The organism is Proteus vulgaris (assembly GCF_023100685.1).
Taxonomy (GTDB): Bacteria; Pseudomonadota; Gammaproteobacteria; order Enterobacterales; family Enterobacteriaceae; genus Proteus.
This window is the reverse complement of sequence record NZ_CP090064.1, coordinates 4,235,868-4,254,540: the sequence shown is the minus strand read 5'-3', so window position 1 is coordinate 4,254,540 and position 18,673 is coordinate 4,235,868. Positions and strand designations below refer to the sequence as shown.

13 protein-coding genes are annotated in these 18,673 nt (G+C 35.7%); 8 read left to right on the top strand and 5 right to left on the bottom strand.

Annotated features, from left to right (window positions below; translation table 11 throughout):
- Positions 1–52: 52 nt before the first annotated feature.
- Genes fdoI through fdnG form a run of 3 tightly spaced genes read right to left on the bottom strand, consistent with a single transcriptional unit; the run spans position 53 to position 4,696 of the window.
- Positions 53–712: a formate dehydrogenase cytochrome b556 subunit gene (gene fdoI, locus LW139_RS19990; protein ID WP_166540489.1), complete on the bottom strand. Its 660-nt coding sequence runs from the start codon at positions 710–712 to the stop codon at positions 53–55.
- On the bottom strand, positions 709–1,638 hold the full coding sequence (gene fdxH / locus LW139_RS19985; RefSeq protein WP_166540468.1) for a formate dehydrogenase subunit beta: 930 nt from the start codon (positions 1,636–1,638) through the stop codon (positions 709–711). The genes fdoI and fdxH overlap by 4 nt, the downstream gene beginning before the upstream one ends.
- Before the next feature lie 10 nt (positions 1,639–1,648).
- Positions 1,649–4,696, bottom strand: coding sequence for a formate dehydrogenase-N subunit alpha (gene fdnG, locus LW139_RS19980; protein ID WP_247850432.1), 3,048 nt, complete (start codon positions 4,694–4,696; stop codon positions 1,649–1,651).
- 743 nt (positions 4,697–5,439) lie between these two features.
- On the opposite strand from fdnG, the gene LW139_RS19975 reads away from it, so the two are divergent.
- From LW139_RS19975 to LW139_RS19945, 7 genes are all read left to right on the top strand, one after another.
- On the top strand, positions 5,440–8,160 hold the full coding sequence (locus LW139_RS19975; RefSeq protein ID WP_247850431.1) for a DUF2345 domain-containing protein: 2,721 nt from the start codon (positions 5,440–5,442) through the stop codon (positions 8,158–8,160).
- A gap of 13 nt (positions 8,161–8,173) precedes the next feature.
- A complete protein-coding gene (locus LW139_RS19970) occupies positions 8,174–9,976 on the top strand; it encodes a phospholipase D-like domain-containing protein (protein ID WP_247850430.1) in 1,803 nt (600 codons plus the stop codon).
- Between the two features lie 80 nt (positions 9,977–10,056).
- Positions 10,057–10,911, top strand: a complete 855-nt coding sequence (locus tag LW139_RS19965; RefSeq protein WP_247850429.1) for an SEL1-like repeat protein — start codon at positions 10,057–10,059, stop codon at positions 10,909–10,911.
- A gap of 50 nt (positions 10,912–10,961) precedes the next feature.
- On the top strand, positions 10,962–11,222 hold the full coding sequence (locus LW139_RS19960) for a PAAR domain-containing protein (protein ID WP_247850428.1): 261 nt from the start codon (positions 10,962–10,964) through the stop codon (positions 11,220–11,222).
- Positions 11,223–12,365, top strand: coding sequence for a hypothetical protein (locus LW139_RS19955; RefSeq protein WP_166540474.1), 1,143 nt, complete (start codon positions 11,223–11,225; stop codon positions 12,363–12,365).
- 102 nt (positions 12,366–12,467) lie between these two features.
- Entirely contained in the window at positions 12,468–13,184 is a 717-nt protein-coding gene (locus LW139_RS19950) for a hypothetical protein (protein WP_247850427.1), read from the top strand.
- A gap of 102 nt (positions 13,185–13,286) precedes the next feature.
- Positions 13,287–15,266 carry an acyltransferase family protein gene (locus LW139_RS19945; protein WP_247850426.1) on the top strand — a complete coding sequence of 660 codons (1,980 nt, stop codon included), beginning with the start codon at positions 13,287–13,289 and terminating at the stop codon, positions 15,264–15,266.
- Between the two features lie 124 nt (positions 15,267–15,390).
- Here LW139_RS19945 and LW139_RS19940 read toward each other — a convergent pair whose 3' ends face one another.
- Complete coding sequence (locus tag LW139_RS19940; protein WP_247850425.1) at positions 15,391–16,344, bottom strand: DNA cytosine methyltransferase; 954 nt, start codon at positions 16,342–16,344, stop codon at positions 15,391–15,393.
- 193 nt (positions 16,345–16,537) lie between these two features.
- Positions 16,538–17,026 (bottom strand): hypothetical protein, encoded by a 489-nt coding sequence (locus LW139_RS19935; protein ID WP_247850424.1) that lies wholly within the window; start codon positions 17,024–17,026, stop codon positions 16,538–16,540.
- A 230-nt stretch (positions 17,027–17,256) separates the two neighbouring features.
- Between LW139_RS19935 and LW139_RS19930 the strand changes: the two genes are divergently transcribed.
- Complete coding sequence (locus LW139_RS19930; RefSeq protein ID WP_247850423.1) at positions 17,257–18,579, top strand: hypothetical protein; 1,323 nt, start codon at positions 17,257–17,259, stop codon at positions 18,577–18,579.
- Positions 18,580–18,673 lie beyond the last annotated feature (94 nt).

The window sequence follows — 18,673 nt, the reverse complement described above, 5'->3', positions numbered from 1 at the left end:
TTAAGTCTCCATTTTTTTCTCACATCTATTTTATAAAAACAAAAGCAGTTGATTATTTTTGGTTTAATTTGCTTTCTGCTTCTTTTTTCTCTTCTTCTAAGATCTCACGATACCAACGTGGATGGTGCTTTTTCGCCCACCCCCGAGTTACCCAACCTTCAATCATGCTACGAATAGATCCTTTCACCCAGAATGCAGCATAAGCATGAACAAATACCGTTATGATAAGCAAAATAGCTGACAGTGAATGAGCCAGTAAGGCAATGCGAATAACCGGGATAGAGAAATAGTCCGCGAAATAAGGACGCCAAATCATCACACCACTGACTGTAAGCACAATAAGGCTGATACTTAATGTCCAGTAAATGCCTTTTTGACCCAAGTTATAATGCCCGATATCGCCGGCTTCTTCGTTTTGTAGCACTTTGTGGATATTTTTTGCCCACACTAAGTCGTCTTTATCAACAAAATTATGTTTTAAGTATCTAAAAAACATAAAGATAAAGAAGAACACCATCGCAACACCTGCAAAAGGATGCAGTAAGCGTGAAAGCTGTGGTGTACCTAAAATATTCATAAACCAGTTTAGAGATGGAAAGAAAAAGCCCAATCCGCTAAAGGTAGTAAAGATAAAGAAAATCGCCACAACCCAGTGATTAATACGTTCTGAGGCAGTATGACGAAGGATTTTATCGCTTTTCTTCTTCATTATTTCTGCTCCTCTTTATTCACTGAATTTTGTGATGCTTCCATCTCTTTTTGTGCCTCTTCTTCATCTTCTTCTGTGGTGTGGTTAGGGCCAATACCTAAGTAATGGAATATTGCACCTGCAAAGGTGGCTGCAAAACCAACTGCCGCTAATGGTTTCCAAATACCTTTCCAGAATTTAACCGTTGAGCTAATTTCTGGGTTTTCTGGTAAGCCATGATACAAATTAGGTCTATCCGCGTGATGAAGTACATACATAACGTGAGTTCCACCAACCCCTTGAGGGTCATATAAACCCGCATTGTCATAACCGCGTGTATTCAGCTCTGCGACTCGTTCGTTAGCAAGATGCGTCATTGCTTCTTTAGAGCCAAAATGAATTGCCCCTGTTGGACAGGTTTTTACGCAAGCTGGCTCTTGACCGACTTCAACACGATCAACACACAGCGTGCATTTATAAGCGCGATTATCTTCTTCATTAATGCGAGGAACATCGAAAGGACAGCCCGCAATACAATAACCACAACCAATACAGTGCTCTGATTGGAAATCAACAATACCGTTAGCGTATTGAATGATGGCACCTTCTGCTGGGCAGGCTTTTAAACAACCCGGATCAGCGCAGTGCATACAGCCATCTTTACGAATTAGCCACTCTAATTTGCCGTTTTCTTCAACTTCAGAAAATCGCATCACGGTCCATGATTTAGCGGTTAAATCCATCGGGTTATCATAAACACCGACGTTAAGACCCACTTTATCGCGAATATCGTTCCATTCTGAACAGGCAACCTGACAGGCTTTACAGCCAATACAGGTAGTAACATCAATCAGTTTTGCCACTTCTTCTTTAAAATCACGTACCTGTGGTGCTGGCGTGAGGGAATTAGTAGCAGAACGACGAATAATATCTTGAGATTGCAATGACATCAGTTTCCCCTTATGCCTTTTCGATATTGACTAAAAACGCCTTATATTCAGGTGTGAATGAGTTTGCATCACCCACAGATGGCGTTAATGTATTGGCAAGGAAACCTTTACGTGTTGCTCCCTCAAAGCCCCAGTGACAAGGAATACCGATAGTATCAACAACTTTGCCATTTATCGTTAGAGGTCTAATACGCTTAGTCACCACGGCTTTAGCTTTGATATAGCCACGCTTAGCGCTGACTTTAACTTCATCACCTTGAACAATGCCTTTACGTGAAGCAAGTTGTTCACCAATTTCAATAAATTGATCCGGTTGTGCAATGGCATTAATTAATGAGTGTTTTGTCCAGTGACGGAACAACTCAGTAATTGAGTAGGTTGTTGCCACATAAGGGAATTCATCTGCTTTACCTAAATGTTCAGCATCGTAGCTGTATAAGCGTGCAACAGGGTTACGAGAGACTTTCGGGTGCAGAATATTATCTTCTGTTGGTGATTCAAACGGTTCGTAGAATTCAGGGAATGGACCATCAGCCATTTTATCAACCGCAAACAAGCGTCCCATACCTTCGGGTTGCATAATAAAGGGACCTACACTACTATTAGGCGCGGCATTACTATAATCTGGTACATCTGGGCCAACCCATTGATTACCATTCCATTTGATAAGCTGACGTTTTTCATCCCAAGGCTGACCTTGTGGATCAACCGATGCGCGGTTATATAACACTCGACGGTTTTGTGGCCATGCAAAAGCCCAACCCGGGGTACAACCTAGTCCGGATGGATCAGCGTTATCGCGGTTCGCCATTTGGTTGCCTTTTTCGGTCCAGCAACCGGAATAAACCCAACAGAAACTTGCCGTTGAGCCGTCTGATTTCAGTTGATGGAAACCATCAAGTTGTTGTCCTTTTTTAAACAACAATTTGCCTGTTTCATCATAGATATCTTGCAGAGCTTGACCATTTGCTTCTTTCGCCACTTCTTCTGGCTGTGGATCGTAAGGGTCAACGTAGTTCCAAGAGAGATTCATGATAGGCTCAGGGCAAACACCGCCTTCTTCACGATAAAGTTCACGCAGACGCATTAATAAATGCCCTAAAATTTTACCATCATGCCATGCTTGTGCAGGTGGTTTAGCACCAGCCCAGTGCCATTGTAGCCAGCGGCCTGAGTTTGCAATCGAGCCATTTTCTTCAGCAAAACATGAAGAAGGTAAACGGAAAATTTCAGTTTGAATATCTTTTGATGAAACTTCATTCATTTCGCCGTGATTTTGCCAAAAATTAGAAGATTCAGTCACGAGTGGATCAATGACAACCATATATTTCAGCTTGGCTAATGCGGCACTACATTTATTCTTGTCGGCAAAAGCGGCTAATGGGTTAAAACCTTGAACGATATAACCATTCATTTTGCCATCGATCATTAATTGGGTTTGAGCCATGATGTCATAGCTTTTATCCCATTTTGGTAACCAATGATAACCCCACTCATTTTGTGCTGTTGCGTGTTCACCCCAGAAACTTTTTAGCAAACTGATAAAGAAATCAGGCGTTCTTTTCCAATAGTTAACTTGGTCTGCAACCACGGCTTTTGGTGTGACTTGGGATAAATAAGTTTCTAATGATGTCTGTTTTTCATTAGGAAGAGGCATATAACCTGGTAGGTTTAATGATAATAAGCCCAGATCACTATAACCTTGAATATTCGAGTGCCCACGTAAGGCATTCACACCACCACCCGGCATACCCACGTTACCTAATAATAACTGGATCATACCTGCTGCACGGATAGTTTGAGCGCCACCAGTATGGTGTGTCCAACCTAGGGCATACAAAATAGTTGAGGTTCTGTCTTTTACACTGGTAGACGCAAGCGCCTCACAGATATAGGTGAAATCTTCTAAAGGTGTGCCACAAAGAGTGGTAACAATTTCAGGGGTATAACGTGAAACGTGCTGTTTTAAAAGATTCCACACACAACGAGGATGTTGCAGTGAATTATCTCTTAATGCTAAACCATTCTCATCAAGTTCATAGTGCCATGAGGTTTTATCATAGTTTTGATTTTCTTTATCAAACCCACTGAAAAGACCTTCATCAAAGCTAAAATCTTCACGTACAATTAAAGAAGCATTGGTATAGGCTTTCACATATTCATGCTGAATTTTATTGTGTTCAATAAGGTAATGAATAACACCTAATAAGAATGCAGTATCAGAGCCAGCGCGAATAGGAGAGTAAAGATCGGCAACGGCAGCACTGCGGTTAAAACGGGGATCGACAACGATAACCTTCGCATTGTTCTTAATTTTAGCTTCGATAACCCATTTAAAACCGACAGGGTGCGCTTCAGCAGGGTTACCGCCCATGATCAGTACAACGTTAGCGTTTTTAATATCAACCCAGTTATTGGTCATTGCGCCACGACCAAAAGTTGGCGCTAATGCTGCGACGGTTGGCGCATGGCAAAGTCTTGCCTGACAATCGATAGCAATCATGCCTAATGAACGGGAAAATTTATTATCTAAAATTCCAGTTTCATTACTGGCAGCAGAAGAACAAAGCATACCGGTTGTCAGCCAGCGGTTAACTTCCTGCCCTTTTTCATTATGGGTAACAAAGTTTTCATCACGATCTTTTTTCATCAGACGGGCGATTTTATCAATCGCTTCATTCCATGAAATGCGCTCCCACTTATCAGAGCCAGGTCTACGATATTCAGGATATTTCAGGCGATTTTCACTATGGATATAATCGACAAGCCCAGCACCTTTCGGGCATAAAGAGCCACGGCTAACAGGATGATCAGGGTCGCCTTCAATGTGATAAATACTTTTATCGACATTCTTTGCGCCATCCCCAAGGCTATACATCAAAATACCGCAACCTACAGAGCAATAAGTGCAGTTATTACGGGTTTCAACGGAACGTAATAATTTATATTGGCGAGCATTCGCAATAGATACTTCAGGTGCTAAGCCTAGTAATGCGGCAGATGTGCCTGCCATACCGCCAGCACAGATCTTAAAGAAAGACCTACGACTGATTTGCATCAGTGTCTCCTTGATAAATTGATAAATAACATCCGTACCGGGCGTTTAAAAAACGTCCAGTAAAGATACGATTTCATTTTTCAATCATTCAAGACAGACCTGAGTATCGTTTTGTGAACTCAATGTGATGAACTACTACTTAAAATGACAGGGAAATTATAACGAGTAAAAAAAATAAATCCATAGTAACAATATGGATAAATAATTGTATAAAAAATAACAAGATGAGATGAAATTACCGAATATCTATAACCTTTGATTTTTTTATGTACAGATTATCTGAAATGGGATTTTTATATAAAAAATAAGGTACTTCTAATGTGGATTAATTGGCTATTTTATTTTGCACCTTTATTGACTAAATAATAACTAAAATTAAATATTTTTTGTTTTATCTATCTTTATTTGAGCTTCTAAATAAAAACACATATACGGCATCGCTTTCTCACTAAGAATAATTACTTAAAATAAATTTACTTATTTTAAGTGTAATTAATAAGATGATATTGCCGTTTGTCACTAATTTAATGATTACTTCTCAATGTTATTTATTTGGTCTTTAATATAACTAATTGATATTATTAAATTAATATTAATCTCGCCTTTGAGTGGTAACGATAAGGACATTTATTTTTAAGAAAAATGATATTGATTAATTTAAATACTAATATTAAATTTAATTAAACAAACTTGGCGGGATATTAGAAAGACTTTTATTATTGAGCTTTATAAAGGGAATATTTATGAGCGTAATAGATATAGCAAAAGTAAATTTATCACATAATCGCTATCAGCTAGCCATAAAAGGCAATAATATTCCTATGGATGTGGAGTATTTTTTTGGCGATGAAGCAATTAGTGAAATTTACTCTTATCATGTTACTTTTACTTGCCAAGAACATGATTTACAGCCCTTAAATTTATTACGCAAAAGTACAACGCTTACTTTTTTACCTCCTCTTAACATAGACATTAGCACACTAACTCAATCACCTTTTTCCAAACGTATTCATGGTGTAATAACAGACTTTCAGCGTTTATCAGGCTCTAAAGACGAAGCGCGATATCAGTTAATTATTCAGCCTCGGTTTTCTTTATTGCGCCATCAAATTAGAACTCATCGCTTTTTTATTAATCTTTCAATACCAGACGTGATTAAAAAAATTCTTGAAGAACATGGTTTTGAAAACTGGGAATATGAATTTGCTCTTAAGCATGAATATCCTAAGCGTGAGCAAATAAATCAAATTAACGAAAGCGACTTACAATTTATTGAGCGATTATTAAGTGAGATTGGTGTTTTTTATACTTTTCAACTTCATGAAGAAACGCAAACGGAAGTGATTCACTTTGGGGATAAACAAAGCCAATATCAATTTGAAAAACAACTTCCTCTTAATAGCCCCTCAGGGATGAGTGATAGTGGTGTTGAAAGTGTTTGGGGATTATCTTTACGCCATCAAGTGGTTGAACACAGCGTAATAACCAAAGACTACAACCCTCGTTTATCACAAGATACGTTACTTTCTGCTGTTAGTGATATGACAAGAGGCGAAGGTGATGGGAGTAACTATGGTGATGTCTATCATTATCGTGCGCGTCATTTAACGCGAGGGGATAAGCTTATTCCTGAAGCTGAAACTGCCAACTTTTGGGCGCGTTTAGATCATGAACGTTTTTTATCGCAACAGACACAATTAAAAGGTAAAAGTAGTGCATCAGATTTATCACCATTACTGGTGCTAAATATTAAAGACAATCAACAACTCTCAACACTTCCTCTGATATTTCAATCATCTATTTTATTAACTCAACTGCATTTTGCTGGTGGGCGTGATAAAGCCTTACAAGTCTCTTTTGATGCAGTACCTTACAGTGAAACCTTGTGTTGGCGTCCCAAACTCAAACCTCGTCCTGTGATCGCGGGCACTATGATGGCTCGGGTATCAAGTGTGAAAGACAATGATATTTATGCCCATCAAAACGAGGATGGATATTATTGGGTTTGCTTCGATGCTGACCGTGATAATCATGAAAAGAAAACAGGCTATGAAAGTATGCCCGTTCGTTTGGCGAAACCTTATGCTGGTGATACCTATGGAATACATTTCCCTTTAATTCAAGGCACTGAAGTTGCCATTGCTTTCCATGAAGGTGATCCCGATCGTCCTTATATTGCCCATGCATTACACGACTCTCGTCATCCTGATCATATTACTGATAAAAATAACACTCGAAATATTATTCGCACGCCAACAAATAATAAATTGCGAATGGAAGATAAACGGGGTGAAGAACACATTAAATTAAGCACTGAATATGGTGGCAAAACACAACTTAATTTAGGACATCTTGTTAATAAAGGGCGTGAAAAACGAGGTGATGGTTTTGAGCTACGTACAGATAGTTGGGGCGCAATCCGTGCAGGAAAAGGATTGTTTATTAGTACAGATTTGCGGGCTAAAGCTTCATCAGAGCAACTTGATATTCGTGAAGCACAGCAGCAATTAGAAGATGCGTTACATTTAGTTTCGTCCTTAAAAGAAGCTGCTGAAATTGCTAAAGCGGAATTAGCCGATCTTGCGGCACAGCAAAAATTATTAAGCCAGTCGATTGATGAAATGAAGCAAGCGGCGCTGGTATTAAGCTCACCTATGGGTATTGCACTTACATCACCCAAAACGGTGCAATTAAGCAGTAATGAAAATATTACGATATCAGCACAAAGGCAGACAGATATTTCTGTTGGTAAAAAAATTACTTTAGCAGCAGGTGAGGTGATTAGCTTATTTGCCCAACGAATGGGCATTAAGGCTTTTGCGGCACAAGGGAAAGTCGAGTTACAAGCGCAAGGGGATGAGATGCATTTATCTTCCTTAAAAGATATGACTGTGACAAGTCACGCAGGCAAAACCATTATTGCGGCAAAAGAAGAGTTATTATTGACCTGCGGTGGTGCATTTATTCGTTTAAAAGGTGGGCAAATTGAATACGGTAGCCCGGGTAATCAAACCGTTAAAGCGAGTAATTGGATTGTTGATGGCCCCGACCGTATGGATATTAATCACCCTAATTTTCCTCAATCTATACCCAAACAATCCCTTCGTTTCCAATTAAGTTCTTCACCATTAAGCCCAACTAAAGTCCGTGCATTCGAGCCTTATACGCTCTATGCCAATGGTGCGTTATTAACCAAAGGGCTAACGGATAAAAACGGTAATATTTTTATTGAACATGAAATTACCACTGAAAAATACCGTATTGAATTAATTGATGGCGAATGTTTTGACATCAATATCGTTAATGATGGGGAAGAGCGTGAGCAAGATGAAATTGCAAAACAAGGGTTTAGAACCCTAGCACCATCTTCACAAATGCTAAATAAGCAATATGCGGGCAGCACACATCAAAATATATTTCATCAATTACTCAATGAACTCCGATCAGGGAAGAGTAAAAAATAATTAAGGTGATGATATGACAACAGAGACAACCCTACTAAAAACTCCACAAATTTTTAATTTGGTGCCTTCTCAAGGTGCTTGCTCTGTTATTACAAATGAATGGTTTATTCGCGACGGATATTCCCCTATGGCTGCAGGATTTGCGCCTCTTATTAATGGTGAAAGAACATTTAAAGCATTAGCCAATGCGATTAAGGGAGCCAATAAAAGTATTAATATTGCTATATGGGGATTTCAAGCCTCAATGTATTTTACCCGAGTAGGAACAGAAAAGGGTTCTGAACGAATTGGAGAACTACTGAAAGATGCAGCCGAACGTGGGGTAACTGTGCGACTTTTAGTCTGGTTTAGTGAGCTAGGAAACCGATTTGATCCTCAATTTCCTGGTTGGGACGCATACAGTACAACTCGCACGGATAAAAATATTTTTGGTGAGTATGTTGATGGTTATGGCGCACAAGGAAAACGAGTTTCTTATGAAACTAAAAAAGATTATGAATATGATAGAAAGTGGCATTTTGACGTCAAACACCAAAATATAGGTTTAGATAAAAAAACAGGTCAGAAAAAACTATTTGTTGCATGTCGAGCTTTTAATTGGGGAGACGATAGAGCATCAGCCCAAGCCCAATTAAAAGAAAACTCGTTTAAAACATCAGGAATACATGAGTTTTTACTTTCTAATTTCCCTACGCATCACCAAAAGTTCGTGATCATTGACTATGAAGAACCAAAAGATGCTGTTGGCTTTATTATGGGACACAATATGGTCTCAGGCTATTGGGATAATGATGCACATGATGGTGTGCATAAAGAAACTTACATAGGGCGAGATGGGGATAGACCGTGGCAAGATATTTCATCGTGTGTTTGTGGCGGTGTACTTGCAGATCTTTATCATAGTTTTGAGGAAGCATGGGCAAAAGATGTTAGTACTGATTATGAATTAAGCCAAGGTTTATCTATTACTGCAGAAGACCATAAATTGAATTTGGCACGAATGGAAGCACTGAATAAAAAATTAGAATTAGACAGTCAGTTTCCATTACAACCAACTATGGGACAAATTTGTCGTACACAACCACAGCAAAAAAAATTTGAAGTTGAAGAAGTTTATAATAACGCTGTAGCTTTAGCGCGAAATTATATTTATATGGAAAACCAATATTTTCGTTATCCCCCTTTGGCTAAGAAACTAAAAAAAGCGGTTGAAAAAAGGCGAACGGCTGGCTGTAAAGATACTCTTTATTTATTTGTGGTTACTAATACGACAGCCCTAAAAGAAATGGAAGTGGGAAGTTTTAATACTTACCGAATGCTAGATGAGTTAGAACGACCCGATTTAACGCCTAATTTCCATAGAAAAAGTAAAGGTCTTTCTAAAAAAGCTGAAGTAAAAGCAAAAAAAATAGAAGGATTAGAAACGGTGATTTGTACATTGGTTTCACCCAATCCAGATATAACACAAACATCTCTTTGGCAACCGACTTATGTTCATAGCAAAGTCTTAATGGTAGACGATGTTTTTATGACAATCGGTTCAAGCAATATTAATTATCGCAGTATGCGATTTGATAGTGAATTAAATATTAATTTACAAGATACCGATTCAGTCGGATTTATTAAATCAATGCGGGAGTTTTTATGGCAACTCCATTCTGGAGGTATATTTGATAATATAAAAAGAGAGTTTACAAAGTGGAATTTAATTATTTCAAGAAATAAACTAGATAAAAAAACCGAGTCATATATAAAACCATTTCAGCCATTAATTCAATTTTTAGATGAGAATAGATCATGGTCAAAGAAAGAATAATAAATCATTATCAGTTTATTTTTATGTTAATAATTACTCTAAGTTTATTATTTATTTCTGGCTGTGGAGCGAAAAATAAAATGCATGAAAACCTGAAAAATTTCCAATTTACGTGTCTCCATGAGGCAGATGTTTTTCCGCCATTAGATCCTGAAGCCGATACATGGTTTAAACAAGCCGTACAACTAAGCCGACAAGATAATCCCGATTTAAAACGTATTGCTCAACTCTATCGCCAAGCCGCGGAAAAAGATCACTATATAGCGATAGGTAATTTACAGGTAATGATTTCCGAAGGCGATGCAGAGCCGGTTGCAGGTAAATTACCACAAGAAGAAGTCATTGATTTAGTAGAACGTTTAATCAACATGGAGATCCCTTTTGGTTACTACATTATGGGGACCTATTTACAAGAGGGATATGGGGTCGAACAAGATGAAAATGCGGCATTTAGTTATATGTTAAAAGCCGCCATTATGGGTAATCCTGAAGGACAATATGTGATTGGAGATAAATTTATGGATGCCCAAGTACCTGAGCTTTATCGCTTAGATTTAGGGCGAGCAATGCTAGATTGCGCTTCCAAGCAAGGATTTAGTAAAGCTTCTTTTGAGTTAGGATTACACTATGTAGCTGCCGAAAATAATTATACCAAAGCATTATTTTATTTACAGGAAGGTGCTAAACAAGGAAACACATTGAGTTTGTTTTTATTATCACAGTCTTTTAAAACTACAGATATAAATAATAGGCTCTATTATTTAGGACAAAAAATTGATTTAGAACGTGTAAGACGTTATGACCTAATTAGTGATGAAATAGATAATAATCCCCGCGCTAAATTCCCTGATATCGATAAAATTGTTCCTTTACCTCCTGCGCCTTTACCGGAATGGAATGGCACCTTTGAATATAAAAAACAGGCTCAGAAATAAGTGAAAATATGTTGTTTGATTAGTGTTTGATTATTATTGAGGATAAACATATGCGAGCATTTATACGATTAGGCGATAAAACATCACATGGTGGTGAAGTTATTTCGGCATCAGGTTCTGTTGTGTATGGTAAGGCAGTAGCTTTAGTCGGTGATAAAGTTAATTGCCCTAAAACAGGGCACGGTATAAATGCTATCTTGCCGGGTAAAACAAGAATAACGATGGTTGGTAGAGAAGTTGCATTAGATGGATTTATCACTGAATGTGGTTGTCGGTTAATTTCAAGTCTATCCTCTGCGGGAGAAAAATAGATGATAAGCTGGAATGTACCCAAAATAGAGTATCCCGAAGAGCCTAAAATGCTCAATATTTTATTATGGATATTAATCTGTGGTATTGTCGCATGTAGTGGTTTTTTTATCGGAATTTCTTTATCTACAAATGGCTATTTAGATCCATCTTGGGACAATATTAAACTTATTCTTCTATTCTCTATTATCCCCATGTTCTTTGTGGTACTTATTCGACTACTTGTTCATTTTATTGTTTTATTTAAATATCAATCTATCTGTGAAGAGTTAAATAACTGTTTTTATCAATGGACGGTTTGGGCTGAGAAAAATATTATTTTACTGACATCATCGAGAGTTTCAGAAATTGATGAACAAAATAAAAATATTATTCTTTCTAAATTAACACCAAATAAAAATAATCAATTATTACCTGAACTTCTTAAATCTCGCCCTTTATGGGAAAAAAGTGAAGAAATTACTAAAGCATTATTAACGCCTATATCCAAATATTACCAAGAACATCGTCTCTCAACTCCTATTAATATTCTTTGGCATGTAAATACAGAAAATAGTGATGTTATTGAAATAGATTGGGCTCACGTTATTCAAGAACAAGTCGCCAATTTAGCGTTTAATGTTGCTAAAGTTGAACCATTACCTCAAACACATCTAACTAAATGGCTATCCACTTTATATGATGAGGCGCTAACTGATGAACTCTATATTGTTTTATCCATTCAGTTTGATGTGAACAACGCCAGTGAAGAGGCTTGTTGTTTATTATTATCTTCTCCTTCATTTCCAGAATTAAAAGAGATCTCAAGATATAGTAAATTACTTCGCCCAATTGTATGTGATACAGGTTCTTTATCAGAAGCTTTAGAGACACAATCTGAATTGCAGTTTAAGGGTAAGAATGCACAAGCATTATGGTGCTGCGATTTAAATGAAAAGAATAAAGAAGAAGTCATCATCAATTTTATTAAGCAGAATACAGATTTCTCATTAGAGAGAATTTTTGATACAGAAATGATGTTAGGTAATGCAGGTGTGGCACGATATGCCATGGCAATTTCTTTATCATCACTTGATTTACCTGATCGGCTTTTAGTTTCTCAGTTAGGGAGTAAACTCTATCTTCAGCGGATCAGTTCAAAGTAATCGTGGCGCTATTTATTCAGATAATCTGAGGTACTGTTGTTATCTTAATAGCTAAATGGCGATAATAAATAATGAGAGTTTAAAGACTTTAAGAGGGGCGGAGTGAGTTATTCTTTCTTAACACAAGCAACACTCAAAAAACTGGCAACAGGCGAAATTTGGCAACGACAAGTTAATGATGAAAATATTATTGATGTCAGCTTAAATGCTGGGCAATTAATGATTTCTCAGCCTGAAATTGAGGAAAGCTTTATTCCTTTTAGTCAGAAACTAATAGCTTATTGTGAACAGCTTGCGCTTAAATTTCCATTTATTGAATTTACTCAGCAACAAGAATTTCACTCCACATTATTAACAATTTTTAATCAACAAAATGAGCAGTTTAAACTGCAACGACCCGTATTATTATCGTGGTGTCATGAGATTGCAAAAATCTTTAATCAAATAAAAAGTATCGAAATTTTATTTAATAATGTTGTACTCACATCCAATGGCAGTTTGATATTAACGGGTATCTCAGAGGAATTAACACTTTTTAGGCAGCAAATTTATCAGCAAATCCCAATTGAGAGTGTGCTTCATAAAGACATTATTCATATCACGCTTGGGCGATTATGTGAAAATACATCATCAGCAGAAATGAAGCAGCTTTATGATGAGCTAGAGCAAAACCGATCATCATTAATACATCATGCGATTAATACCCCAATTATTATTCGACATCCAAAATTTGTGGTAAGCAAAGGTTCACTTTCAACTGAAGTACAGATGGGTTTAACGATGGAATTTAATCAATTATGGCCATTTCGGTGCTATTAATATTAAGTATTAAATGGCTATCCATCTTTTTGTGACTAAAGTGATATGGTTAATTAGTATATAATCCAGCGATTCTTTTTATTCGGATTATGTGTTTGGATTATGAATGTAAAATATCGTGCTGATGTAGATGGTTTAAGAGCGGTCGCTGTTATTCTGGTTATCCTTTTTCATTTGGATAATCGCTTAATTCCATCAGGGTTTATTGGTGTTGATATTTTCTTTGTGATCTCTGGTTTTTTGATTTCACTGATAATTAAAACTTCATTGTCACAAGGTAATTTTTCATTTCGTGATTTTTATAATCGTCGATTATGGCGATTACAACCACTTTATCTTGTTGTATTAATTTCAGTTCTAGTGATTTCTGGGCTTTTTTACCTACCTAGTGATTATTTAGATATTACAAATAGCGAGAAATATGCCTCCGCCTTTCTCTCTAATAAATATTTTGCGAGAGCGACAACCAGCTATGCTGCGCAAGATGCACTCTTTTTACCGTTATTGCATACATGGTCTTTAGCGATAGAGTGGCAATGGTATCTTTTTTTACCTTTTGCACTTTATTTTCTACATAAAATCAATGCAAAAGAAAGGGTTAATCATTTTTATCCGGTGGTGTTAGTCACAGCTATTTCATTTGTTCTGGTGTTTTATTACCAAAAAGATCAACCGAAAAATTACTATTATTTTAGTACGCGGATCTTCGAATTTATGTTGGGAGCTTGTGTTGCCTACTTCCCAATAAAGATAAAACTTAATCGAAGAATAAATGATGTTATTAGCTTAATTGCGCTAGGTGTTATTCTTTGGATCGCATTCCAAAACGATATTATTGCAGGTTATCCGAACCTTAATACGCTGTATGTTTGTCTTGGTGCGGCACTAATTATTTATACCGGACAACATGGAAGTATTATTGAAAAAATACTCTCGTTAAAGCCAATTGTGATCGTTGGGTTATTATCTTACTCACTCTATTTATGGCACTGGCCATTATTTGCTGTTGCACGCTATGTTGGTGTGTTTAATACAGAACTGCAAAAGGGATCGATGTTAGCATTAACCTTATTGCTATCGATTAGCTCTTATTTTCTGATTGAAAAACCGTTTAGAAGAAAGCGTTTAACCTTTAAATATTCCATCACTTTCTTGTTAATTGTTCCTATTTTATTCGCTTTAGGGCTAAATGTATTGAATGAAAGATACCAAGGTATTGGAGCAAGGCTTGGTCAAAATTACGTTAATTTAGAAGCTAAGTTGAATCAGTTTGATTATCCCAATCGAACTAAATGTATGAATTTTGAAGCCACTGATCCAGATAAAATGTGCCATATTGGTGAAGTAGGAAGTCAGAAAAAAGCCTTTTTATTTGGTGATTCTCATGCAAATCATTATTGGGGCTTTATGGATATTTTGGGTAAAGACGCCAAGATAGATGTATATGCACAAGCAACTTCATCGTGTATTACGCTTCCTAATATTTATCTTTATGACTGGTCTAATCATAAAAATACAGTTTATCAACGTTGTTACGATCAAACGGCGAAATATTATCAACTTATCAAGAATAGCCACTTCGATTATGTAATATTTGGGCAAGTTTGGAATAATTACGCGTCAAATCATGTCATTAATAAGATAGGTGATGTTAGAACCGTTGAAGAGTCTCGCAAACGCGTTGAGAAAGCGATGCGTGAAGCGCTTGATATAATTATTGCCACAGGAGCTAAGCCTGTTTTTATTAAAACAGTTAATTCTATGCCAAGTGGTTTTATGACCTGTTTTTATGAAAATGCAAAATTAAGAAAGGATTTTGCAGGTAATAACTGTAACCCAAAAAACTATAAAGGTGAGGGAAACACATGGATGAATCAGTTATTTGTTAAGTTAAAAAAGGATTATCCAACTTTAATTATCATCGATCCTAAAGATGTGCAGTGTGATAAAAATATCTGTCTAACCGATATAGAAGGTGTGCCAGTGTATCGTGATGTGGGACATATTACAGACTATGCTTCAACAATTTTTGGCATGATGTATTTAGAACGTTTTGGTAATCCGTTAAAATATAAAGAGTAATAACTAAATTTCTGTTAAGGCAATGCCCGATAAAATAAACGATTTTATCAGGCGTTGCCTTATGATCATGATAATAGGTTTAGAAAATTGAGATATGGTATTTAAATTTCAATATTATTAGCTTTTATCCAAGCGCTAGTTTTATTTGTTGTGCAATGCGTTCAATTACAGGTACTACAACACTATTCCCTGCTTGTTTATATAAATTAGCATTACTCATATCTTTGGGTAATTTATAGTCAGCAGGGTAACCTTGAAAGTTAAAGCACTCTCTTGGTGTGAGCTTTCTGATGGTGTTTGATTTCTTTTGAACGTTAAGTAAGGGGACGTTATGGCCACCTGTCCCCATATTGGCTGTTAATGTAGGGCAAAGGTTATTTTTATTGGCTCTTACATATTTTCTACGCCATTGGTAGAGCGTTTCGGCATCAACCACATCTTCAACAAGTTGGTCAAAGAAAGGGGTTTTAGCGGTATAAAAATAACGTGGTTCTATTGTACTTTCATCTTCTAATAAATCTGAGATACGTTTAGTTAATGGTGTTTTTTCTGGAAAAACAAAGCGTTTATGGGCTTGCTCATCTTTGAAACACACAATATAAATACGCTCTCGGTTTTGTGGAATATTGCCATACTCAGAGGCGTTTAATACTTGATGAGAAACGTGATAGCCGTGTTTATGAAGTGAATCTAAAATCACTTTAAAGGTGTTACCTTTATCATGGGAAACTAAATTTTTAACGTTTTCTAGGAAGATAACAGGAGGTTGTTTTTCGGAAAAAATCCGTTCTAATTCAAAGAATAAATTACCTCTGCCTTTCTCATCATCAAATCCTTGGCGGTAACCTGCGACTGAAAATGCTTGGCATGGAAAACCACCCAACATGATATCAAAATCAGGGATCTCATTTGTTTTTACATCTCTGATGTCTCGATGGTCAATGATAAAGTCAAAATTTTCTTTTAAGGTCGTAACCGCAAATTTATCCAGTTCATTAGCATAAACTGTATCAAAACCTGCTTTTTCAAAGCCTATATCAATACCACCAACACCCGCAAAAAATGACGCACACTTCATAAATAACATCCCAACTCGCTAAACTCGAAAGAGTATTCTATCGAACTCTTTGGTAAAAAGCAGCAACTGTTGATGGTTTGGAGCAATAGTATTGAATTATTTAGATAATTGCCTAAAAAAGAAGTAACAAAATGAAAAGACATTAAAAACTAACTATGAAAACCCTAGAGTTTTTCTAGGGTAAATTTATTTACTATAAGGTATTTTTCCAATTTCTAAATGCATTAAATGGTGCGATTTCAATTCTAAAATTAAAATTATCTATTTTAGTTATCTTTACTGAATCAATGAGCCTTTCATTCAGTATGTCCATCGTTAATACTGTGCCATAGTCTAATCTGAGAATATCACGTAAAAGCCAATGACCTAAGTCAGATTGAGGATTTGTTTGAAGAGCTTTACTATTTTGTTGAGTGATAATTGCGTTCCATCTTCCAATAGGAGAATGTAGATAAAAATTATTGATAGATGCATCTTGTTGATTAGGATCTAATGCATTAAAACCAAAGAAATAAGGAAAATGTTCATGAACCCATTTAGGAATAGGTATATAAACTTCATTTTCGGGTCTAGGATTATTGTCTGGAGGATTTTTAGAAGCGGCATTCCATGTATTAAGTCCTGATTTTTCTTTTACCGCATCATAGAAATCAGAATAAAGAGGTAAATAAATAAAATTCATCTTTTCTTCCTTAATATATTATTTTTAAGTTCGATTTTTATATTAGTATTCTTCTTGTGTTATTCAAGGTTTTTTATTTAATTGTTTTTATATTAATATCCGTATTTATTTTAATGTTATGATTTAATACTTATTAATTATTTTTGTGAGATAGTATTAATATATTGTATTGTTTATATGATAGATTGATTTGTTTTTTATGGTAAATTTCTAAAAGGTCTTAGATAAAAATGGCAAAAAATATAGATTTATGGTCTTCATTTCCTCAAGATAAAAGGGATGAATATATCAAGTTTTTAGAGATTTTCGGTGCGTTATCGGGTCTTTTTAAAGACACAGAAGCCGGAGGTAGTGCAGATAAACCTTATCTATATTATCGAAATCATGAACAACTTTTTTCCCGGATTTTTGATGTAGAAGACCTAACGCGTAAAGATTCTGCATTTGATGCTATTGCTAAAATGGGAAAAAATCGAATTGGCGTTGGTTTAAAAACATGGATTCACTCAAGAGATAAAACTTTTCAAAAAGTTGCAGAGTTTAATAAAGTAGCACCTACAGAAATTAGGCCTTTAATTGATAAAGGGACTGCGCTTGATGTTGTTAAAAAAGTGGCTTTACTTCGAAACAAGCGAATTGAGCTTGACCAACGTACTTATAACACAACACATACGATATATCATAATATTACAAGAGATAGTAATGTGATGAATATTGTTGAATGCAATTATGATTTAATTGATTTAAATTCAATTAAAATAATATCAGTCAATGAAAGTAAAGGTATTTTTAATTTTAAGGATAAAAATAAAAAATATAAATTTTATGTTAGTAAAAGTGTTCTATTGCAAGAATTCGATGCTTCTAAAGAATCGATTGTAACTAAAATTCCTATTACTCAATATAAAGATCCCTTTGATTTATTGTCATATATACATGTAACTAATTCATCGGTAAATAAATTAGCTCCTCTAAAAGAAAAAATAGAAGATCCGAAAAAAACTATTTATCTACCTATTTATTCAGACTCTTCAATGAAAGTAGAAGAAAAATCAGGTTTTAATGCATGGAATGCAGCACCAAAAATTAAAGGCTCAAATAAACCTCGCCCAGATTTTGAGGCTTATATTCCTATTCCTATATGGATCCATCATATTTTCCCCCATTTTTTTGGTTTTAATGCTTTAGATAAAGAAGAAAGAAATGCAGCTAAAGGATTTGAGTTGCAATTACCAGATGATCGAATAATCACAGCTATTGTGACACAAGATAATGGAAAAGGATTACAAACGAATCCTCAATCTATTTTAGGAAAATGGATATTACATGATGTCTTTGGTTTAGAAGCCAGACAATTGCTAACATTGGATATGTTAAATGAGTTAGGTGTAGATTCAGTTAAAGTGACAAAAGTAAGTGATACTAAATTTAAAATTGATCTTGCTGATACTTATGCTTTTGAGCAATGGAAATTAGGGCTAAAAATACAAATTGAAAACTGTGATGACATTAAACAAAAACCTAAATTTAGGGATGATTTGATAGATGAGTAATCATTAAAATTTAGCTTACTTGAACTTTTAAATCTATTGAAACCTCAAAAGCAAAATACTCACTTTTGAGGTATTATTTATTATTTTTTAATAA